Source organism: Oceanobacillus phoenicis (assembly GCF_047238145.1).
In the GTDB taxonomy this organism is placed as follows: Bacteria; Bacillota; Bacilli; order Bacillales; family Amphibacillaceae; genus Oceanobacillus.
This window is the reverse complement of sequence record NZ_JBDFME010000001.1, coordinates 2,402,172-2,424,577: the sequence shown is the minus strand read 5'-3', so window position 1 is coordinate 2,424,577 and position 22,406 is coordinate 2,402,172. Positions and strand designations below refer to the sequence as shown.

20 protein-coding genes and 1 riboswitch are annotated in these 22,406 nt (G+C 34.1%); of the genes, 7 read left to right on the top strand and 13 right to left on the bottom strand.

The genetic code is table 11. The features are described from left to right. Position 1: 1 nt before the first annotated feature. The 4 genes from lon to ABC346_RS11955 all read right to left on the bottom strand — a co-directional run bounded on the left by lon (position 2) and on the right by ABC346_RS11955 (position 6,627). Positions 2–2,320: an endopeptidase La gene (gene lon / locus ABC346_RS11970; RefSeq protein ID WP_413235059.1), complete on the bottom strand. Its 2,319-nt coding sequence runs from the start codon at positions 2,318–2,320 to the stop codon at positions 2–4. A 344-nt stretch (positions 2,321–2,664) separates the two neighbouring features. Then, a complete protein-coding gene (clpX, locus tag ABC346_RS11965) occupies positions 2,665–3,942 on the bottom strand; it encodes an ATP-dependent protease ATP-binding subunit ClpX (protein ID WP_413235058.1) in 1,278 nt (425 codons plus the stop codon). A 296-nt stretch (positions 3,943–4,238) separates the two neighbouring features. Then, the gene (tig, locus tag ABC346_RS11960) at positions 4,239–5,525 is read right to left on the bottom strand and encodes a trigger factor (RefSeq protein WP_413235057.1); all 1,287 of its coding nucleotides are present in this window, start codon (positions 5,523–5,525) and stop codon (positions 4,239–4,241) included. 121 nt (positions 5,526–5,646) lie between these two features. Then, positions 5,647–6,627 (bottom strand): tetratricopeptide repeat protein, encoded by a 981-nt coding sequence (locus tag ABC346_RS11955; RefSeq protein ID WP_413235056.1) that lies wholly within the window; start codon positions 6,625–6,627, stop codon positions 5,647–5,649. Positions 6,628–7,048: 421 nt separating this feature from the next. Between ABC346_RS11955 and ABC346_RS11950 the strand changes: the two genes are divergently transcribed. The 5 genes from ABC346_RS11950 (at position 7,049) to ABC346_RS11930 (ending at position 12,162) form a co-directional block, all read left to right on the top strand. Then, entirely contained in the window at positions 7,049–8,374 is a 1,326-nt protein-coding gene (locus tag ABC346_RS11950; RefSeq protein WP_413235055.1) for a nucleotide sugar dehydrogenase, read from the top strand. 10 nt (positions 8,375–8,384) lie between these two features. Beyond that, positions 8,385–9,071, top strand: a complete 687-nt coding sequence (locus ABC346_RS11945; protein WP_413235054.1) for a glycosyltransferase family 2 protein — start codon at positions 8,385–8,387, stop codon at positions 9,069–9,071. Positions 9,072–9,179: 108 nt separating this feature from the next. Next, complete coding sequence (locus ABC346_RS11940; RefSeq protein WP_413235053.1) at positions 9,180–10,115, top strand: SDR family oxidoreductase; 936 nt, start codon at positions 9,180–9,182, stop codon at positions 10,113–10,115. A gap of 206 nt (positions 10,116–10,321) precedes the next feature. After that, the gene (locus tag ABC346_RS11935) at positions 10,322–11,317 is read left to right on the top strand and encodes a glycosyltransferase family 4 protein (RefSeq protein WP_413235052.1); all 996 of its coding nucleotides are present in this window, start codon (positions 10,322–10,324) and stop codon (positions 11,315–11,317) included. Beyond that, the gene (locus tag ABC346_RS11930) at positions 11,317–12,162 is read left to right on the top strand and encodes a hypothetical protein (RefSeq protein WP_413235051.1); all 846 of its coding nucleotides are present in this window, start codon (positions 11,317–11,319) and stop codon (positions 12,160–12,162) included. Before ABC346_RS11935 ends, ABC346_RS11930 begins: the two co-directional genes overlap by 1 nt. A 76-nt stretch (positions 12,163–12,238) precedes the next feature. Here the strand turns inward: ABC346_RS11930 and glpX are convergent, their stop codons facing one another. The 6 genes from glpX to ABC346_RS11900 all read right to left on the bottom strand — a co-directional run bounded on the left by glpX (position 12,239) and on the right by ABC346_RS11900 (position 18,082). Continuing rightward, positions 12,239–13,186: a class II fructose-bisphosphatase gene (glpX, locus tag ABC346_RS11925; RefSeq protein ID WP_413235050.1), complete on the bottom strand. Its 948-nt coding sequence runs from the start codon at positions 13,184–13,186 to the stop codon at positions 12,239–12,241. 20 nt (positions 13,187–13,206) lie between these two features. After that, positions 13,207–13,692, bottom strand: coding sequence for a ribose 5-phosphate isomerase B (rpiB, locus tag ABC346_RS11920; RefSeq protein WP_413235049.1), 486 nt, complete (start codon positions 13,690–13,692; stop codon positions 13,207–13,209). A gap of 186 nt (positions 13,693–13,878) precedes the next feature. Then, entirely contained in the window at positions 13,879–14,535 is a 657-nt protein-coding gene (gene dhaL, locus ABC346_RS11915; protein WP_413235048.1) for a dihydroxyacetone kinase subunit DhaL, read from the bottom strand. A gap of 24 nt (positions 14,536–14,559) precedes the next feature. Then, positions 14,560–15,564, bottom strand: coding sequence for a dihydroxyacetone kinase subunit DhaK (locus tag ABC346_RS11910; protein WP_413235047.1), 1,005 nt, complete (start codon positions 15,562–15,564; stop codon positions 14,560–14,562). 96 nt (positions 15,565–15,660) lie between these two features. Further along, complete coding sequence (locus ABC346_RS11905; protein WP_413235046.1) at positions 15,661–16,935, bottom strand: MFS transporter; 1,275 nt, start codon at positions 16,933–16,935, stop codon at positions 15,661–15,663. Between the two features lie 31 nt (positions 16,936–16,966). After that, positions 16,967–18,082, bottom strand: a complete 1,116-nt coding sequence (locus tag ABC346_RS11900; RefSeq protein WP_413235045.1) for an MDR/zinc-dependent alcohol dehydrogenase-like family protein — start codon at positions 18,080–18,082, stop codon at positions 16,967–16,969. 255 nt (positions 18,083–18,337) lie between these two features. On the opposite strand from ABC346_RS11900, the gene ABC346_RS11895 reads away from it, so the two are divergent. Both ABC346_RS11895 and ABC346_RS11890 read left to right on the top strand, forming a co-directional pair. Further along, on the top strand, positions 18,338–19,102 hold the full coding sequence (locus ABC346_RS11895) for a DeoR/GlpR family DNA-binding transcription regulator (protein WP_413235044.1): 765 nt from the start codon (positions 18,338–18,340) through the stop codon (positions 19,100–19,102). Between the two features lie 97 nt (positions 19,103–19,199). After that, positions 19,200–19,565 (top strand): glycine betaine ABC transporter substrate-binding protein, encoded by a 366-nt coding sequence (locus ABC346_RS11890; RefSeq protein ID WP_413236551.1) that lies wholly within the window; start codon positions 19,200–19,202, stop codon positions 19,563–19,565. 43 nt (positions 19,566–19,608) lie between these two features. Here the strand turns inward: ABC346_RS11890 and ABC346_RS11885 are convergent, their stop codons facing one another. From ABC346_RS11885 to ABC346_RS11875, 3 genes are read right to left on the bottom strand one after another with little or no spacing between them, the layout of a single operon-like run. Beyond that, entirely contained in the window at positions 19,609–20,430 is an 822-nt protein-coding gene (locus tag ABC346_RS11885; protein ID WP_413235043.1) for a MetQ/NlpA family ABC transporter substrate-binding protein, read from the bottom strand. A gap of 21 nt (positions 20,431–20,451) precedes the next feature. Next, complete coding sequence (locus ABC346_RS11880) at positions 20,452–21,117, bottom strand: methionine ABC transporter permease (protein ID WP_413235042.1); 666 nt, start codon at positions 21,115–21,117, stop codon at positions 20,452–20,454. Further along, positions 21,104–22,120: a methionine ABC transporter ATP-binding protein gene (locus tag ABC346_RS11875; RefSeq protein WP_413235041.1), complete on the bottom strand. Its 1,017-nt coding sequence runs from the start codon at positions 22,118–22,120 to the stop codon at positions 21,104–21,106. Before ABC346_RS11875 ends, ABC346_RS11880 begins: the two co-directional genes overlap by 14 nt. A gap of 61 nt (positions 22,121–22,181) precedes the next feature. Continuing rightward, positions 22,182–22,286: riboswitch (SAM riboswitch) on the bottom strand. Positions 22,287–22,406 lie beyond the last annotated feature (120 nt).

The following is a 22,406-nucleotide window of genomic DNA, read 5'->3' as shown; positions in this document are numbered from 1 at the left end:
CTTATTCCTCCAAAAGCGCTTGTTCTAGAACTTCGTCTAAATGTTTTACTGGTATAAATGTTAAGTCATCTCGTACACTTTCTGGGATATTTTCAATGTCTTTTTCATTTTCTTCAGGAATTATAATGGTAGTTAATCCAGCACGATGCGCACTTAACGCCTTTTCTTTTAATCCTCCAATTGGCAATACTCTTCCGCGCAACGTGATTTCGCCAGTCATCCCTACCTCTTTTTTAATTGGTCTGCCTGTTAATGAACTTACTAGAGCAGTGGCAATAGTTATGCCAGCAGATGGCCCATCTTTTGGTGTTGCTCCAGCTGGAACGTGAATATGAATATCATATTTCTCATAAAAATCAGGTTCAATATGAAAATGATTCGTTCTTGAACGTACGTAACTAAATGCAGCTTGTGCAGACTCTTGCATTACATCGCCTAATTGCCCGGTTAAAGTTAATTTGCCTTTTCCAGGATAATGACTTACTTCAATGGAAAGTATATCTCCCCCAGCAGAAGTATAAGCAAGACCCGTTGCTGCACCTATTTGATTCTCTTGTTCCATCAATCCATAACGAAAATATGGTTTTCCTAAATAATCCTCAATAGTTTGATCCGTAATTATAATTCGTTCTTTCTTTGTATCCGTTATTAGCGTTTTAGCTGCTTTTCTACATAATGTTGCTATTTGTCTTTCTAATCCCCTTACTCCAGCTTCACGAGTATATCTACGAATAAGTTTCATTAATGCCGATTCTCGCATTTGTAGTTTGCTTTTTGTCATTCCGTTTTCTTTTAATTGTTTTGGAATTAAATGTTGCTTGGCAATATGAAGTTTTTCCACCTCTGTATAACCGGCAATAGAGATTAGTTCCATTCGATCAAGTAAAGGTTCAGGGATACTTGATACATTATTTGCAGTAGCGATAAAGAGTACATTGGATAAATCATACGTCTCTTCTATAAAGTGATCACTAAACGCATGATTTTGCTCCGGATCTAATACTTCTAACATCGCTGAAGATGGATCACCACGAAAATCATTGGACATTTTATCAATCTCATCAAGTAGAAAAACAGGATTTATGGTTTCTGCCTTTTTCATTCCCTGCATGATTCTACCAGGCATTGCTCCAATATAAGTTCTTCTATGCCCTCGTATTTCCGCTTCATCTCTAACTCCACCTAGGGAGATTCTCACAAACTTCCTATTGATGGAATTTGAGATAGAATTTGCTAAAGAAGTTTTCCCAACACCAGGTGGTCCAACTAAACACAGGATTGGCCCCTTTATGGAGTTTGTTAACTTCTGAACAGCTAAATATTCAAGAATACGTTCTTTAACCTTATCCAATCCATAGTGGTCCGTATTCAATACTTTCTCTGCTTTTTTAATATTAATATTATCTTTGGTTTTATTTTGCCACGGTAAAGCAACAAGCCATTCAATATAATTTCTAATAACTGAACTCTCTGCAGATGATTGAGGAACTTTTTCATATCTACCCAATTCTTTTAATGCTACATTACGAATATGATCAGGCATGTCCGATTTCTCTATCTTTGAGTGCAATTGATCTAAATCTGTCGCCTTACCATCTCTTTCACCCAATTCTTTTTGAATTGCTTTTAATTGTTCTCTGAGATAGTATTCTTTTTGTGTTTTTTCCATTGAAGATTTTACTCTTTGTCCAATTTTCTTTTCTATATCTAACACTTTCTTCTCGTTTGAAATAATCTTCAATAGTTTTTTGATTCGCTCATTAATGTTAAGTGATTCCAAAAGCTCTTGTTTTTCTTTCACCTTTAACGTAACATGGGATGTTATTATATCCGCGAGTCGACCTGGCTCTTCAATGTCACCTACAGTTTCAAATGTATCTTCTGTTATTTTACGCGATACTTTAACATATTGTTTAAAATAGTCTAGTAAGGTTCTCATTAAAGCTTCTATTTCATTTTCTTCACTTTTCGTTTCCTCTAATCTCTGAACTTCTACTAGATATTCATCTTCATTATCAATGTGACGAATTAATTCTCCTCGGTACATACCTTCCACTAATACACGATTCGTTCCATTAGGAAGTTTTAACATTTGCTTAACTTTTGCCACTGTACCAATTGTATATATATCTTCTGGTTGAGGATCATCTATATTCCCCTTTTTTTGGGCAGCCAAAAATATGTATTGATCTTCCACCATAGCTCGTTCTATAGAGGCAATTGATTTATCACGCCCCACATCTAGATGCAGAACCATGGAAGGAAAAACTAATAGCCCACGTAATGGCAGGAGGGGAATCTTTTTAAATTCAGTTGTCATTTTGTGTACCTCCACTATGTATCAAAAAATAAAATGCGATATATAAACTATCTTTAAATATTTTATTATTATGAATCAATTTCCTCATCAGAGTATAAATTCTGAATGATGTTCTGTTTGATTTCCATTTTAGACGAACGACTTTCAAGCAGAGGTCACCGTCTTTCATTGTTATCAAAGTCAAGCATTTCCTATAAGTTCAAACATTAAAATTGAACTTGGCGATGAAATTGAAAATACTCGTATTATTAAAATACACAAAATTCGCTTCTCATATGTATTTGATAAAAAAAAACGGAGAAGGCAGATTGAACATAACTGCTACATCTCCGTCCTAATTTGTATTAAGCACTTTCTTTTGGTAACTTTTCATTCCCAAGCTTTACTGTGCCGTCTCGAAATACAAGTTTCGGACTACCATCATCCTCAGAAACAGTTTCTTTTGTGATAATACATTTCTCTACATCTTCTCTTGAAGGAATGTCAAACATTACATCAACAATAATACCTTCAATAATGGATCGTAGTCCTCTAGCACCAGTTTTTCGTTCAATTGCTTTCTTGGCAATTTCTTTTAGTGCTTCTTCTTCAAATTCGAGTTCAACATGATCTATTTCGAATAATTTTTGGTATTGTTTTACCAAAGCATTTTTTGGCTTAGTTAGAATTTCTATTAACGCTTCTTCGTCTAATGGAGTTAGACTTCCAATTACCGGGATACGACCGATAAACTCTGGAATCAGACCGTAGCGTAATAAATCTTCAGGTAAAACTTTTGAAAGTAATTGACCAGTGTCTAAATCCTCTTGTTTTTCATTTGCACCGAAACCAATAACTTTCTTACCTAAACGACGTTTGATTACTTGATCAATACCATCAAACGCACCACCAACGATGAACAAAATATTCGTTGTATCAATTTGAATGAATTCTTGATGTGGGTGCTTTCTACCACCTTGAGGTGGAACACTAGCTACGGTACCTTCAAGTATTTTTAGCAACGCTTGTTGTACACCTTCACCAGATACATCACGTGTAATAGATGGATTTTCAGATTTACGAGCTACTTTATCGATCTCATCTATATATATGATACCTTTTTCCGCTTTTTCCACATCATAGTCGGCAGCTTGAATTAGTTTTAGAAGAATATTCTCAACGTCTTCCCCTACATAACCAGCCTCTGTTAGAGAGGTAGCATCTGCCATTGCAAATGGTACATTAATAATCCTAGCTAATGTTTGTGCTAATAATGTTTTACCGCTACCAGTAGGTCCAATCATTGCGATATTACTTTTGGCAATTTCTACTTCATCGTTACCTTTTCCAGAATTCACGCGCTTATAGTGATTATACACTGCAACCGAAAGATTCTTCTTTGCTTTATCTTGACCGATTACATAATCATCAAGTATATCGCAAATTTCCTTTGGTTTTGGAATTTCGTTCATTTCCATTTCTTCTTCTGTACCTAATTCTTCTTCGACGATTTCAGTACAGAGATCTATACATTCATCACATATATACACGCCTGGTCCGGCAACTAATTTTCGTACTTGCTCTTGACTTTTTCCACAAAAGGAACATTTTAATTGTCCTTTTTCTTCATTAAATTTAAACATTACTTTTCACCCCTAAACGTGCTGAAATCGTTCAGCAATCAACTTTTATAGTCATCATATCAGATACAAAATAAAAAACAAAACAATATACCTTTTAGTGTCTCCCATTTGTCAGTGATAAATAAGTCTGTTCTTTCATTATGGGTTTTTTTAATAAAAAGTCAACAATTTTACAAACAATTATTTCCACTTCCACTATATGTTTCATCCGTAACGAATTATCCATATAATTCCTAGAAATATGAAAGACAAGGTGCGACAAAAATCGCACCTTGTCTTCTATCCAACTGTCATTGTTATTTAGTCTTGCTGTTTTCTGCTAAGAAGTCAATTGCTGCTTTAATTTTCAAATCATTTTCCAATGTCTCTGTGTTTCCACCAAGCATTTGTACAAGTTGATCAACTTCTGCTCCGTACATAGAAGCCATTTTTTCAAGCTCTGCTTTAACATCTTCTTCAGAAGGTTTAATTTCTTCTGCTTCAGAAATAGCTTCCAATGTTAAATTAGTTTTCACACGTTTTGCAGCATCTTCACGCATTTGTTCTTTCAGAGCATCTTCATCTTGCCCTGAGAACTGAGCGTACATATCTAATGTCATACCTTGCATTTGAAGTTGTTGTTCGAATTCACGAACCATTTGATTAACTTCCGTATCCACCATCGCTTCAGGAATGTCTACTTCAACGTTATCTGAAGCTTTTTGGATTAGTTCTTCACGCTTTTTATTTTCAACTTCTTGCTTTTTGTTTGTTTCTAACTCTTCACGTTTTTTCTTTTTCAACTCATCTAATGATTCGACTTCTTCATCGACATCTTTCGCGAATTCATCATCAAGTTCTGGTAACTCTTTTGCTTTCACTTCATGAATTTTCACTTTGAAGACAGCTTCTTTACCAGCTAAATCTTCTGCATGATATTCTTCTGGGAAAGTAACTGTAACTTCTGTTTCATCGCCAGCTTTCTTACCAACAAGCTGTTCCTCAAACCCAGGAATGAATTGACCAGAACCAATTTCTAATGAATGATTTTCCCCTTTACCGCCTTCAAAAGCTACTCCATCTTGGAAACCTTCAAAGTCGATTACAGCAGTATCACCATCTGCAATTGCTTCATCTTCTTTAACTATAAGTTCAGCGTGACGCTCTCTTAAGTTTTCAATTTCTTTTTCAACGTCTTCATCTGTAATTTCAACAGATTCTTCCTCTACTTCTAAACCTTTATATTCACCAAGTTTAACTTCTGGCTTCACTTCAACTTCAGCAGTAAAGATTAATTCTTTTCCTCTTTCGATTTGCTCAATATCCACTGCAGGTTGAGCAATAGGGAAGATATCCGTTTCTTCTACTGCACTTGTATATGCAGCTGGTAATACAATATCTACCGCATCTTGATAAAGTGCTTCTACGCCAAAACGTTTTTCGAATATTCCACGAGGAATTTTCCCTTTACGGAATCCTGGAATTTGAACGTCTTTCGATACTTTTTTGAAGGCTTGATCTAGTGCCTGCTCAAATTCCTCAGCAGATACTTCAAACGTTAGTACACCTTTATTACCTTCTTGTTTTTCCCATTTTGCTGTCATTATTTATTCCCTCCAAAATCTATAATACAAATTTCTTGTTTTCATTAATGGAATGATCACTGATCGCTATTTACAACCATCTCATTATAACATAATTGCTAATGGTTTCAAGCATTTTAAGCTATTCTTCAATGATACTTAAATATAGTGAGTCGCACATTTGAATGGAATCCATCCATTTCTTCACATCATCTGTTATTTCCTCAATATCTATATCCATTTGTAGATAACGTTTTGCTAAATAAATTGCTGCAGTGATAAATGAATCCAATTGTTCATTCAGTGTTTCAAAAGGATATATCACATAAAAATATCGGTAAATAAGCTGATCGATCAGTTGCTGCATAGAAGGATTGTTTTCCATCCTAATTTCCAACTCTTTCTTAGCTAAGTGATATTCTCCTAAATCTTCTATTGCACTTATCTGAGTAGGTATAATATCCAAACTTACATCAAACTTATGTATGGTAATAACTTCACTAACTTTACAATCAACAATCCATTCGACTAGACAGGTCTTCACAACAGGATGTATTTGATTATTTTCAAGTAATGGAAACATATCAGATGTAGGACTTACCTTTAATGCTCTAAGTTTTTTTATAAGCTGCCATTGCTTTTTATGTTGATCCTGATTGATTGCTTGCTGTAACTCATCTATATGAATTGAAGAATGATCTTTTTCAATATCTATCTTCATACTTTGACTCATTTCATATAGTTGTTGAAATGGTTCCCTTAAAAGCTCTGGTACATTATTTTGTTCAAACTCATAATCCACTTGTTCCATAAGTATTTCATACTGACTCGTCTGAAACAAAATAGTTAAGTAAATATGTAGGTAATGGTAATAATGTTCATCTTTATTTGCTATAAGTTCTTCACAAAGATCTTGTGCATCTTGATAATTGCCTAACTCCATTAAACACATTAGTTTTCCTATGTATATCTCATGACTGCTTGCATGATATTCTATTAAATGGTTGAGCTTGTCCAAAGCTTCTTCATACCGTTTTTCCTGTAATGCCCTTAAACTTTCATCCTCTAATGTTTTCTTAACTGAGGGAAACAAAACTACATTATCTACTTCCTTATAATTCATTTCTTCACCCCACTTTCTACATACAAATTAACAATAATTTATATATACCCTATAAATTATAACTTAAACACCCTAAAAATAGCTACATGCCTTCATGTAAATATATCTAAGCAAAAATATTAATACTTAAACCATTTCGATGTACATTAATACATTCTAGAATTTCTTACTTAAATCCTGCCAATAGACAGAACTTCTGAATAGATGATTAATTTTAACAAAATTCGACTAAAATCACCATTCTTGAGCCCTCATCTCAAAATATATCTCTACTAAACTATTTTCTTATTTTTTCTTTCACTCTTGTACATCATGGATAAATGCAGTGATACCAATAGGTAGCAGCCGTTCCTAATACATTTAAAAATCTATAAAATACAGAAGCTGATTAATTGAATGTATATTTATTAGGAGGTCAACTATGAAAAAAATAAACAATATCACAAACCATTCCTATGTAAATTCAAAAGTAGGAGTAATTGGCATGGGTTATGTCGGACTTCCTCTAGCTTTATTATTCTTAAACAAAGGATATCAAGTTACTGGAATTGATATTAATCAATCTAAAATTAACCAATTACAAGACGGAAAAAGTTATATCCCAGATATTAAAGACAAAGAACTACATGAAGCGCTACAATCCGATAGTATTATATTCACTTCAGATTATGATGTAATAAGTCAATTAGATATTATCGTAATATGCGTACCAACGCCTTTAACGAGTAAACAAATTCCTGATCTTAGTTATATCAAAAATGTAAGTGAAGAAATCTATCCAAGACTGCAAATTAATCAGTTAGTTATTTTGGAAAGTTCCACTTATCCAGGAACTACTCGTGATATTCTCTTACCTATATTAGAAAAAAGCAAATTACAGATTGGCTTAGACTTCTATCTAGGGTATTCTCCTGAAAGAATTGATCCCGGAAATAACACATTGAAAGTAGAAGAAATTCCGAAAGTAGTTGGCGGTATAACCGATGATTGCCTGCAAAAGGTATCCGATTTCTATCAAAATGTATTTGATGAAATAGTTCCAACTTCTTCCGTTGAAATAGCTGAGTTATGTAAATTACTGGAGAATAGTTACCGTTTTATAAATGTATCCTTTATTAATGAATTGGCAATGCTTTGCGACCAATTAAAAATTAATTTATGGGAAGCAATAGATGCTGCTAGTTCGAAACCATATGGTTTCCAACCATTTTACCCAGGTCCTGGTATTGGTGGGCATTGTATTCCCATTGATCCACTGTATTTGTCTTGGATAGGTCAACAACATGGATTTCAAAACCAATTCCTTTCTTTGGCAGAGGAAAAAAACAAAGATATAAGTCAATATGTAATCAATCAAATTAACAATCTAGTTAATGAAGAAAAACCTACTAGTGAGGCAAATATTCTTATCTGCGGAATATCTTATAAAAAAGATTCGAATGATGTTCGTACATCTCCGCCTTTAGATATCATGAAAGCCTTATTAAATAATTTTAAGAACTTGGAGTACTTTGATCCTTCAGTTCCAACTGTTACAATCAACCAGAAAACATATCACAGTACGAAAATAACTCCTCAATTATTGAAAGAAATGGATATTGTTGTCTTATTGGTGGATCATTCCACCATTCCTGTTCAGGAGATACTAGATCACGCAAGTAAAGTTTATGATACTAAAAATGTAACGGCTGGATTATCCGGAAATGCTAAAGTATTTTTATTAGGTAACGGAAATATGTCTTCCTAGGTGATGGATTATGATATCAATTATTACTTGTACAAATCGAGACCATATGATGGAAAATATCTTCCATAACTATATTTCACAATCTCTAGAGAACAAGGAATTAATTATCATTCTAAATAACGATAGCATTAATTTAGACATGTGGTTATGCAAAGCTACCAATTATTCGAATGTATCTGTTTTTCAATTACCTGAATGGAAATCAGCTAGCGAGTGTAAAATGTTTGCAGCTCAACAAGCATCCTATGATTATATTGCAAAATTTGATGACGATGACTACTATGCCCCCAATTATTTAGCATCCATTTGGTCTATTTACAAGACCAATAATGACGTAGATATTATAGGAAAGAGTACGGTTTATGTTTATTTTCAGAAGAGCAATTACCTTGGTATCTTACATTCTAATAAAGAAAACCAATATACAGATCGAGTAGTAGATTCAACATTGACTTTCAAAAAAGAAGTGTTATCCAAAGTGCCTTTCATTAGGAGTAAGTATGGCTCTGACACAAAATTTCAGAAGGATTGTATTTATTATGGTTTTAAGATTTATTCTACAGACAGATTTAATCATGTTGTTTTCCGTAGCGAACACCTTCAACAACACACGTGGAAAATTACAGATCATCAATTAATGAATGCATGTACAGATCTTATCTGTACAAATGATTTTAATTCTATAATTCAACAGTAATTACAGAAAATGTATGCCTATTTTGTAGATATCAATTATATCCCCCCTATACGCATTTTCATAATTTTCATAGTATATCTAGATCTAGCTTCCAAGCTATAAGGGGGAATGAAATTGACAAGATATTTAGTTACTGGTGGTGCTGGTTTTGTAGGGTCAAATATTGCAAGAAAGCTTATAACAAATGGCGAATCGGTTAGATTACTAGATAATTTCAGTACTGGAAATAAGGAAAATATAGCAGATATCAGTGATAAATTAGAGATAATTAATGGAGACTTTACAAGTAATGCAATTGTTAAAGAAGCTATAAAAGATGTAGATATCATTTTACATCAAGGAGCTATTCCTTCTGTTCCAAAATCAATCGACAATCCAATATTATCTAATTACGCAAATGTGAACGGTACACTCACTCTTCTAAATGCTGCAGTAGAGGAAGGTGTTAATCGATTTGTATATGCTGCATCTTCTTCCGCTTATGGTAATAACAAGAAGTTACCAAAACAAGAAGATATGACCGCTAATCCTATGTCTCCATATGCTGTTAGCAAATATACAGGCGAATTATATTGTAGAGTATTCTATGAAATATACGGATTAGAAACAATCTCCTTACGTTATTTCAATGTGTTCGGTCCTAGACAGAATCCGTATTCAAAATACGCTGCAGTCATTCCAGCTTTTATAGATTCCATTATTCATGATCAATCACCTATTATATATGGAGACGGTACGCAATCAAGAGACTTCACTTATATCGATAACATTGTATCTGCTAATCTACTTGCTGCTACTGCTAAAAAGTTACAAGGGGAAGTAATTAATATCGGCACAGGGTCACAAATTCAATTAAATGAATTAGTAGATCGAATTAATAACATCTTGGGGAAGAACATCCCTGCTATTCACACAGAGGACCGTGCAGGTGACGTTAAACATTCTTTAGCTGATATACAGCGTGCGAAAAAAATTATAAACTATGAACCAATTACAACATTTGATGAAGGCTTGGAGAAAACGGTTAAATGGTTTGACCAATAGAAACACAACAGAAAAAACAAGTGGGTAAAGTCATAAACAGTTGATTTTGCTCGCTTTTTCTTTTCTTTCTTAGATTTCATTTCGCACTACAATATACTTTATGAAATCCACTAATGTGTAGCACTTTTACGCACTTCTCCTAACACTTCCAAGTTTCTAATTCATACTATGTATAAGATGTTATTTAAATACTGGAGGAAATCATAATGATAAATAAATCAGAAAAAGACAACCCATTAAAAGGAAAACATATTTTAATCTATGATCGACTATGGTGGATTCAAGGACAGAGAGCGTTGCTTTTACAAAAATATCATCCAAACTTAGAAATAATGTCCTATCATGATTTTATAGATTTAGTAAAGGAAAAGGGAGTCAAAGGGATTAATAAGGAATACGAAATAATATCAACCTTAGGTTTGTGGACAGCTGAACGCCTAATTCAATACAATGTCCATGTAAATTCTTCTGTTGCTGGTTCATATAGTTATCTAGCTTCAAACCAAGATGACTTTCGCGAATGGTCTGAAGAAATCAAGCCGAATTATAGGTACATCAAACAGGTAATTAATAAAATAGATAGGATTGGTGCTGTAAATAGGAAACTAGCCAAGACAATTAAAAAATACTGTCCAGATAAACATGTAGAATATATGAAAGCTTTTGTTGAAACAGACAAATTTAAGCCAATGTCGTTAACTATGAATGACTCATCGACATTTACCATTGGTTGGGTAGGTAATGCCGATAAGCGATCGAAGAATTATCATACGGTATATAAAGCAATAAAAGATCATTTTAAAGATGATCCTACAGTTCAATTTAAAGAGGCAACAAAAGAAACTCGAATTGATAGAGAAGATATGCCAACATTCTATAATTCCATTGATTTATTACTTGTTACTGGAGTAAATGAAGGTCTTCCAAACCCCGCTATGGAAGCTTATGCATGTGGAGTACCCGTATTAGGTACTAATATTGGTATCATTAAAGATTGGGCATCACCTAATGCAAAGACTTTAATTCTTAATTCCGATGACCCTAAAAAATTTATAAATAAAATTAACCAATTAAAATCTAATCAAAAACTTCATCAAATCCTAAAAAAAGAAGTTCGTAAAAATACAGAAAACAACTGGACAATTCAACACAATATTGATGACTGGTTATATACATTATTCAATATAGGGGGTGAACGTTAATGAAAAAAATATGTATAGCTGTTTATGTTTTTGGAGATTACACTCGCTATGCGCCCTATTATATTTATAGCATTTTAAAAAGTTATTCAGATTACTATGTGAAGGTATTTTGTAAAGATCCTCTTTCAGCAAATGAAAACAAAGCCTTAGACCTAATCCGAAATCAAGTTTCACCTAATTTCGAAATTGTAAAAGGATATCTAGACGAATATATTAATCTAGAAGAACCATCAAAAATGGTGGGTAGTATTGGAACTTTATTACGATTCTTAATTCCTTATGAGGAATTTAAGGACTTTAACTACGTTTATATAGGAGATATCGACTTTTTAATTATTCGAGAAAAGCCCACTTTATTAGAAGTTCATAAAAAACATTCCAAAAAAATTGGCGTCCCTTATAGTAATGTCATCCGTCCCAATTCAAAACGACTTACAGGTCTTCATTTTTTCAAAGTAAAAGAGTACTATGAAAAGATGAACCCTATCATTCTAAATTATTTGAATAATCCCGATCAACTCTATAATGAAGTAAAAGAATTACGTTACGATGAAGAGTTTTTGTATACAATTATCGAGAAAGGTATTGGTTTTGGCAAAATTGAGGAACATTTTTTTCGACCTCCACACGGTTTTCATATTGGAGTAGGAAGACAAGGAGACGATAAGGAAAGACTAAGAAAAGTAGATCGTTATTTAAATCAGAAAAAACTAATTAACCAAGGAGTTATTGATCAATTAGATGCATATTATAACGATCCGATATTTAAGGAAATAATGCTATTAAGTCCGGATAAAGATATTAAATTTCTTGAAGAACGAGTAAAGCACTTTAAATCACGATAGAAAAAGTGAACCTTGATGGTTTTCATATAGTAAAAACAGCGATAAATAATTCATCGCTGTTTTTTACAATTTTTAGTTAAACAAGTTGCATTATTGGATAATTACTTTCAATATAACGCAACTGTTTACTTTTTCCATCTGCAAGAACAGAGTGTGTTATATAATGCTCATTCTTACACTGTATCCCTTTTAAAAATATATTAGAGGTAATTCCTGTTGCAGAAAATATACAATCATCTGTTGAGACCAACTGTTGATGTCGTAACGGGGCTTCCAGTTCATATATCCCCATCTCATTACATCTTCTAATCTCATCTTCATTTCGAGGGATTAATTTGGCTTGCATTTCTCCCCCTAGACAACGACTAGCTACAGCTCCTAATACACCTTCAGGGGCTCCTCCAATTCCATAAAACATATCAATATCTAAATCTTCCATACATGTAGCTGCTGCATATATAACGTCACCGTCCGAAAACAAGTTTACGTTGGCTCCAATATTTCTGATCTCATCAATATACTTTTGGTGCCTTGGTCGATCCTGGATAAGAATATTTAAATCCTCAATATTTTTCCCTGTTGCATCAGCAACCCTAGAAAGATTTATATCTAGAGTTGCTTCTATATCAATAACCCCTTTTGCATTAGGACCTACAACCATTTTTTTCATATACATGTCAGGGGCATGTAAAAGTGTACCTTGAGGTGCTGCAGCAATTACTGTTATTGCATTTGGTTGACCATTTACTGTTGGTGTCGTTCCTTCTATTGGATCTACAGCGATGTCAACAGCTAATGCAATTCCAAGGCCCACCTTTTCCCCGATATATAGCATAGGAGCTTCATCTATTTCCCCTTCTCCAATAACAACTGTTCCATCTATCTCCATTTTATTTAATTGTTCCCTCATTGCTTTCGTTGCAGCTCCATCAGCAGAAATTTTATCACCACTTCCCACCCATGGTTTTGAAGCTATCGCTGCTATTTCAGTAACTTTCAAAAAATCAAACAGTAAAGACTGCATGAAGTATATCCCCCTTGGATTTAGCTGCAATGTGAATCTGCAGCTACTTCTTGATTTTGTTTTGCTAAGAATTTATTTTCATTTTCTGTTATTTTATCGACCTTTCTCTTTGAACCTTCTGCCCAGCTTACATTTAAATATGCTTCCACTACTTTTATTGCTACTTCTTCACCAATAATTTGAGCACCTAACGTGATTACTTGAGCATTGTTACTCAATTGCGCTCTTTCTGCAGAATAGACATCATGAGCAAGTGCAGCACGAATACCAGGGTATTTATTTGCAGCTATACAAACACCAATTCCTGTACCACAAATTAATATTGCCCTATCAATTTCTTCTTTACTAATTGCTTCTGAAACTTCATATGCAACATCCGGATAATCAACAGCATTACAAGAATAACAACCATAATCTACAATTTCATGTTCTGTTCCAGATAAATATCGATTAATTGCTTCTTTTAAATCAAATCCATTATGATCACTACCAATTCCAATTTTCATGGTGTATCCTCCTACTTTTACTTTGTATTTTCATTTTAGTTTATAATATATATTTTTTCAATCATTTGTTTTCATTTATTTTTATTTAGTTTCGTTTTGAAGTTTTTTATCGAAAAAAAAGAATCAGAATTTGTGATCTGACTCCTTTTCTTATTTGTTTTTACGAACTACAAATACAAATACAAATTAACTTGCTTGTGATTGTTGTTCTTTTATAAAGGATAAAAATGCATGAAGAATAAGATAAGAAGACGTTGCTCCCGGATCTTGAGCACCTACAGATCTTTCTCCTAATCTACTAGAACGTCCTTTTCTAGAAATTAAATCCTTTGTTGATTCCATTCCTTTTTTCGCTTCTACAACAGCACTTTCAAATGAAGTATAAAAGTCTTCGTTTGTATTAAATTTTGCCTCTAATTCTCTAGCAAACGGAGCAAGTGTATCTACCATAGTTTTATCTCCAATGTCGGATTGTCCTCTTTCTTTAATCCCTTTCGCGAATGCAAGCCAGTAATTGATTAAATCTTCCTCATTTAATATTGACTTATTTTTTACTTGTTTTGCACCTCTCATAAATCCAGTAGCATAAAGTGGCCCAACCGATGAACCAACTGCATTCAAAAATGTTTTACCAACGGTAAGATTTATCTTGGCTATATCTTCTTCATCAGAAAGATCACCATCTAATTTTTCCTTCACTGCTTGCCATCCGATTGACATTGTTACACCGTGATCTCCATCTCCAATTTTACGGTCCAATTCACATAAATAATCTTTTTCTTCTTCAATCATATCTACAATATTTTGAAAAAAATCTTTAAATTCTCTTGATGTAAATTCCATGTTAATCCTCCTAATACTGTTGATCTACTTCTGAACAAACATTGGACAATTGACAGGGTGATCAATTGCTTTCTTAAGTTCATCATCTAGTTTCATTAAAGTTACGGAACAACCGCCCATTTCTAAAGAAGTTATATAATCACCAACATATGAACGGTAAATATGAATACCTTTTTCTGATAGCATTTGTTCTACTTTTCGAAATATAATATATAATTCCATGCGTGGGGTGGAACCTAATCCATTTACTAATACAGCTACTTCATCTTGATTTGTCAAAGGCATATCATTTAAAATATCCGTTACAAGTCGTTCTACTACTTCATCTGCAGTACCAAGTGGTCCTTTTTCAAGACCTGGTTCACCATGATGACCAAGACCAATTTCCATTTCATTTTCACCTAACTCAAAACTAGGTTCACCTGTTTGCGGTAAAGCGCACGGAGATAGACCAACACCCATTGAACGAGAATTTTCATTTGCTTTTTCTGCCATACGAATTACATTGTCTAAGTCATAACCAAAATCGGCTGCTGCTCCAGCTGATTTGAAAATAAAGAACTCGCCTGCAATCCCTCGACGTTTCTCTTTTTCTTCTTTAGGAGCAGAAGCTACATCGTCTGAGCCTAATGCAATCTTAACTTTAATATCCTCCTCTAAGTCCGCCATTTCTGCAGCCATACCAAAATTCATTACATCTCCAGCATAATTACCATGAAGATAGGCAACACCAGCTCCTTTGTCAATAGCCTTTGTAACCTCAAAAATTGGATCAGGAGATGGAGATGCAAAGATATTTCCAATTGCTACTCCATCTGCCATTCCTTCACCTACATACCCCAAGAAACCAGGCTCGTGTCCAGAACCTCCACCTATCAAAATACCGACCTTATTCTCTTTTGTTTCACGTGTGGTTACTAATGCACGTTTATTTTGAACTGATTGTTTTATAAAATCTGGATGTGCTTTGACGTAACCTTCTAACATTTCTTCTACTACATGGTTTGGATTATTTAAGAGTTTTTTCATTGTTGTATGCACCTCTCATTAATTAATCTTTATTTTATGTTAACATAAAGCGTTTACACTAATATTAAGTCTCAATATCAGTGTACAGTCTATTCATTAAACGATAGCTTCGTCCTTTGATCCTTTTGCTTTCTCTTCTTCGGGTAATTTCAAGAACCTTGTCATAATAGCTGCTGCAAAATATAATCCTGCAAGTAACCACATTAATCCTTGAGTACCAATGAAGTCATAGAATAAAGCAACAAGAGCCGGACCTACGAATACACATAAACCTGCTCCCAGATTTAAGATAGACATTGCAGCACCTTTGTCCCCGTCTCCAACTAACGATGGAGTTAAAGCAGAGAGTGGTACAAAACCAGCTAAACATGCCCCCCATAACATTCCAATTGCTCCAATTAAGAATACGTTTCCAGTAAACACTTGCGGTACATAGAACATCATTAACGTAAATACACCACAACCTACTGCACCAATCCAAGTAATAGTATTTCTCCAACCAAATTTATCACCAACATAGCCAAATATTAAATTAAATGCGATGTTTGAAATAAAGATGGTTCCCCAAATATTCAACCATACTGTCGTTGAAATTCCTTGTCCTGATAAATAAATTGGCAAGAACAACGGAAACGCATATTGCGACGCTTGGTTAATTATTCTGACAATACCTGCTATAGCAACTTTGGGTTCTCGTTTTAAAATAGTTACCCCATTTAACAATTCTTTAAATTTACTACTTTTACTTTCTTTCTCTTCTAGGTCAAACTTATCTTTGTTAACAATTAAAGCAAAGTAAGCTCCTAATATTACCCAGAATACTGCACTCCACATAGTTGGAATATGTCCAACCCAATTAATCATAATACTAGAATAATATGCACCAAGTACACTTAGTCCACCTGTAAATACAAACCAGAACCAACCTACCGCTGTGCCTAGTTGATGTTTTGGAGTACGGTAGGTGACCCATACAAGAAATGAATAAGCAAACAACGGATACCCAAATCCACGTAGTGCGTACGTAGGAATCATTAACTCATATACTAAGTTTGGCATAGCTAACCCAACAAAAAGAACGTGTCCAAGTAGATAAAGCACTAATCCCATCGTCATTGTTTTCCTTGGACCGAACGCCTCTACTAGTACTCCAGATAACCACGCTGCAATTGCAATTGTTACACCATAAGATGTAGTAAGCACTGCTGCTTGCTGTACTGTTAATCCTTGATCTACTAAGTAAGGACTAATCCAAGCAAGTTCTAACCCATCACCCATCATAAAGATTAATACTCCAAAATACCCCCATACTAAATTGGCAGGAATACCAATCTTATCTAAAAAAGTCTGATTTTGACTTAAATTTTGCACAATTTTTCTCCCCCTTTATAGTGGTAACCTCTTACGGTTTCAAAATAATCTTTAGTGACTTATCTCCCTTTTTCATTAATTCGAATCCTTTTTCAAACTCTTCTAAAGGAAGTTGATGTGTCACTACTCCACTAGTAGGGAAATCTCCATTTGCCATTCCATCAATAACTAACGGATAGCAGTATGGCCCAAGATGTGATCCAAGTAAATCAAGTTCTTTACGATCGCTAATAATACTCCAATCAACCGTAACGGGTTCTCCAAATACACTAAATTCTACAAATCTACCTAATTTACGAATAGCATGTAGTCCTTGTTCTACTGATTTTGGATGTCCAGTAGCCTCAATATATATGTCACAACCATATCCATCAGTCATATCTTTTATTTCTTTCACGACATCTGTCTTACTTGGATTCATAACAATATCTGCTCCGAACTGTTTAGCAAGTTCTAAACGGTCTTCTTTCATATCTAATACTATTAATTTAGCAGGTCCTGATTTTTTAATGGCACCAATCATACCTAGACCTAATGTACCCGCACCAGAAAGAACAACGAAATCTCCTAATTGTACTTGAGCACGTTGTACCGCATGTAAGCTACAAGCATATGGTTCAATGAGTATAGCATCTTCAATTGGTAAATCTTCTGGAACTTTATAGTTAATCGCTTCTTTCGTAAACTTCATATATTCCGCCATTCCACCATTTACGTTATTTTGGAATCCATATAAATCATGTTTTTCACACATCCAATATTGACCTCGATTACAGAAACGGCACTCCCAACAAGGTACAATTTGCTCAGAAATAACACGGTCACCTATTTTAAAATCAGTCACTTCACTACCTTTTTGCACAATCCGACCAATAAATTCATGACCAGGAATCATCGGAGCTTTAATATATGCAGGTTGTGTTTCATCTCCCCAAAAACTGGGTGCACCTTCATACGCTTTAATATCCCCAGCACAAATTCCACAAGCCTCTAATTTCACAATAATTTCTTTTTCATTTTCTAGTTTTGGAGTCTCTACACTTTCTTCAAATTTATAATTTTTAGGGCTATATGCTACAACAGCTTTCATATGTGTTGGTATTTCTTGCTGTTTCTTCATTTCTGTTTTTTCTACTGCTTTCTCCATTCTTTCATCTCCCTTGTTAATAGTTAATAAAAATTAATTTCAATATTCCGTTTTGAAATCGTTTTCAAATTATAATTATATATTATCATCCATTTTCGTATTGTCAACAATTTCTTTTAATTTCTATTGTTTATTATCTATATGATGATTTAATGAATTTATTCGAAAGTAAACGAAAGTATTTTTACTTCTTTATTGATTAAATTTGTAAAATAACCTAATATGAAACTAGATTACTTATAAGGGTGAAGTTTCATGAAAATGTTTGCTAGTGAAAGAAGAAATAAAATTATTGCTCTATTACAAGAACAAAAAAGAATTACTGTAAAAGATATCTCTTCACAAATAGGGGTATCTGAAGCAACTTTACGTGCAGATCTAAACAAAATGGAAAATGATGGCTTACTAACAAGAACGCATGGTGGGGCAATCATAAATGAAGAAAATGAAACAAGTTTCAATGCAAGAAAAAAAAGAAATAGAGAGGAGAAAGTTCAAATATGTAATAAGGCTTTTGAACTTATCGAAGAAAAGCAATGTATTTTACTAGATGCTAGTTCCACTGCTCTAGAACTAGCACGTCTATTAAATCAATCCTCAAAGAGAGTAACAGTAGTAACAAGTGGTATTCAAACTGCCTTTGAATTAAAAGATAATCCTGATATCACTACAATTTTGATCGGAGGAGTCGTTACAAAAAAATCCGCTTCGATCGAGGGTACTTTAGGTATCGATATTTTAGATAACGTTAATATTGATATTATGTTTACCTCTGCAAATGCCTTCTCTTTTGAGAATGGCTTAGAAGACTTTAATCTATATGAAGTACAATTAAAAAAGGATATAGTCCGAAGAGCTTCAAAAGTTGTTGCTCTTATTGATTCCACAAAAATTGGCAAATCATCAAGTGCCGTATTTGCAAAGTTCGATCAGATAGATCGGATTATAACAGATCAACCTATAGATCCGTTATTTAATAGCAAATTAGAATCACATCAGATAGAAACAATCGTAGTGTAATCTTTATTATAAAAAAAGCTCTCGGTGATGCTGAAGCAATAGAATTCCGTCCTTTATCAGCTCAAGAACGTTTTACTGCTTTACAAACTGGTGAGGTATAGCAAGTTCTGAACCAGCTATGTTAACCGCATTGCAAAACGCCATTAATAAAGAAGAAGAAATTGTTGTGCCTTTATGGAACCCACATCGCGTGTTTTCTGAAATGGACTTAAAATACTTAGAAGACCCGAAAAATTTATTTGGTGATGCTGAAAAGATTCACCATGCTACACGCCAAGATTTCAGCAATGATTTCCCTGAAGTTAACCAATGGTTTAAAAACTGGAAAATGTCTGATGAACAAATTGGTGAGTTAATGAGTTATGTCAATGAAGCAGAAGAAAATGGTCAAGAAGCCATTGCTGGCGCTGAAAAATGGGTCGAAGAGAATAAAGAATTAATTAATGAATGGTTAGAGAAATAAAGAAAAGCAGTCGGTTTTATATTCCGACTGCTTTTTTATACACCTATTCAAGCATCCACTGAGGTTTTCCAAAACCTTGGAATTTGTCATCGATAATTTGTTCAAATTCATCTGATTCCACAATTTCTTTAATATCTTTCACCCACTGTTCTTCCAAATCTTCTGTGTTTACAACAACTCGATTTCGATAATCATCTGGCATATCTTCTAATACTAAGGCATCCAATAAATCCATATCTGCTGAAAGCGCAAAATTCCCTGGTACTGCTGATGCATCCTCAGAATCTACTAATCGTGGTAATTGAGCAGCTTCTACTTCTTGGAACTCAAGATTTTTAGGGTTCTCTACAATATCTTTAGCCGATGCTTTTAAGGGATCTACCTCTTCACTAATTTCAATAAGACCCGCATCCTCCAACATGATTAATGTTCTAGCTAGATTCGTAGGATCATTCGCAATGGTAATCTTACTACCATCTTCAATTGATTCAATACTATCAAAGGAATTAGAATATAATCCCATAGGGGCAGTAGGTACAATGATTACTTCAGATAAATCCATTCCATTTTCCTCTGCGAATGCTTCATAATAAATTTTATGCTGAAAAAGATTAGCATCAATATCCCCATTATGTAATGCATTATTCGGTTGAACGTAATCCGTAAACTCTGTATTATTCACTTCATAACCCATTTCTTCTAGTAATGGTGCAATTGCGTCTATAACCATATCACTATAAGGGCCGACAGTTGCGCCAAATTCAATTGTTTTCTTTTCCCCATCTCCACCTTCAACTTCTTCGCTACCGCAGGCTGCCAATATTGTAACACTAACTAAAATGACTAAGAATAATTTCCACTTCATATTAATTCACTTCTCCATTCTCTATCTTTTATTTACACTCTTTGCAATAAAATCACCTAAATATTGAATGAATTGCACTAGTACAATAAGAACAATAACTGTTGTAAACATCACGGTATCATCATATCGATAATATCCATACCGAATTGCTAAATCACCGATACCGCCTCCTCCAACAGTACCAGCCATAGCTGAATATCCGACTAAACTGATTGCCGTTATAGTAAGTCCACTAATAAAACCAGGTTTTGCTTCTGGATAAACAATATCTTTAATAATTAACCAAGGCGATGCTCCTGTTGCAATTGCAGCTTCAATCACCCCACGGTCAATTTCTCTTGCAGCAGATTCTACGATTCTTGCATAGAAAGGAATAGCTGCAACAGATAATGATACGGATGCTGCTAATGGACCTGTTGTTGTATCGACTAACCATTTTGTAAATGGAAGTAAAAATACAAGTAGTATAATAAATGGAATCGAACGAATTAAATTAACGACAATACCTAACGTAGATTTAATTAGTCTATTTTCTAAAAATAAACCTTGGTCTGTGACATATAATAGAATGCCAATAGGCAGTCCAATAATTAATGCAACAAGTAAACCAAGACCAACCATCAACATGGTCTCTAAGAAAGCTTGGTTTAGCTCAGGAAGTATATCAAAAATACTAGCGAGATGCATATTGAATCACCTCCACTTGCTTCAAGCGTTCTTCTAAGTAACCAATAGCACTACTTATTTCAGAGGATTCTCCGTTTACCTCCATAATGAAAACACCTAATGGTTTATCTTTTATGTATTCTACTTTTCCGTGAAGAATATTTCCGCTTATCTTATGTTGTTGTAACATATCAGATACGACTGATTCAGCAGCTATATCTCCACGAAATTGAAGTTTAAGTAGTGTTCCAGTGCATTGCTTTAACAAAGCTTCCGGTAATTGAAAATCTAGAACTGTCTGGATAAAATCTTTCGTTAATCTCTCAACTGGATTCGCAAAAATGTCATATGTCTTTCCTTTTTCAATGACTTTACCATCTTGCATCACGGCGCAACGATCACAAATTTCTTTTACTACTTCCATCTCATGGGTTATGATGACAATAGTGATACCCATTTCTTCATTTATTCTCTTTAAAAGTTTTAAGATTGATTTAGTTGTACTAGGGTCTAATGCCGATGTCGCCTCATCACAAAGTAACACTTTTGGATTGTTTGCAAGTGCTCTTGCTATACTAACCCGTTGCTTTTGTCCACCACTTAATTGAGAAGGATATTGATTTGCTTTATCTTCTATTCCCACTAATTTCAATAGTTCCAGAGTCCTCTTATTCCGCTCCAACTTGCCAATCCCAGCTGCCTTTAGTGCAAATGAGACATTTTCCACCACTGTTTTGGAAGATACTAAATAGAATCCTTGAAAAATCATCCCCATGGATTGCCTTGCCTTGCGTAACTGTTTACTGTTTAAATCTAACAAGTCAATGCCATCGACAATCACTCTACCTTTTGTTGGTCTTTCCAGTACATTAATACACCGTAAAAGCGTACTTTTACCTGCACCGCTATATCCAACAATGCCATATATTTCCCCTTCATTGATATCAAGGGAAACTTGATCTACCCCAATTACTCTTTTCTTTTTAGTTTCATAGTATTTCTCGATATTTTCCAACTGGATCATCCACAACACACTCCATCAAAAAACCTTCTTTCATTCCGAAAGAAGGTTTTTACATATCATCACCTTATCTTTCAGAATAAAAATTCTGCAGGAAGAAGCACCACTCCTTAAAGGTAGGTTGCTGTGACATCATCGGTCCTGATCCCTCCGTCACTCTGGATAAGTTATTCAATTTTAAATTAAAAATAATAAGAATAATCATAATCTGATAATCCTGATTTGTCAATATGATTATATATTTTTATCTAGTGATTAAAGAGATACAGTTAAACCAAGTTCCATTGAT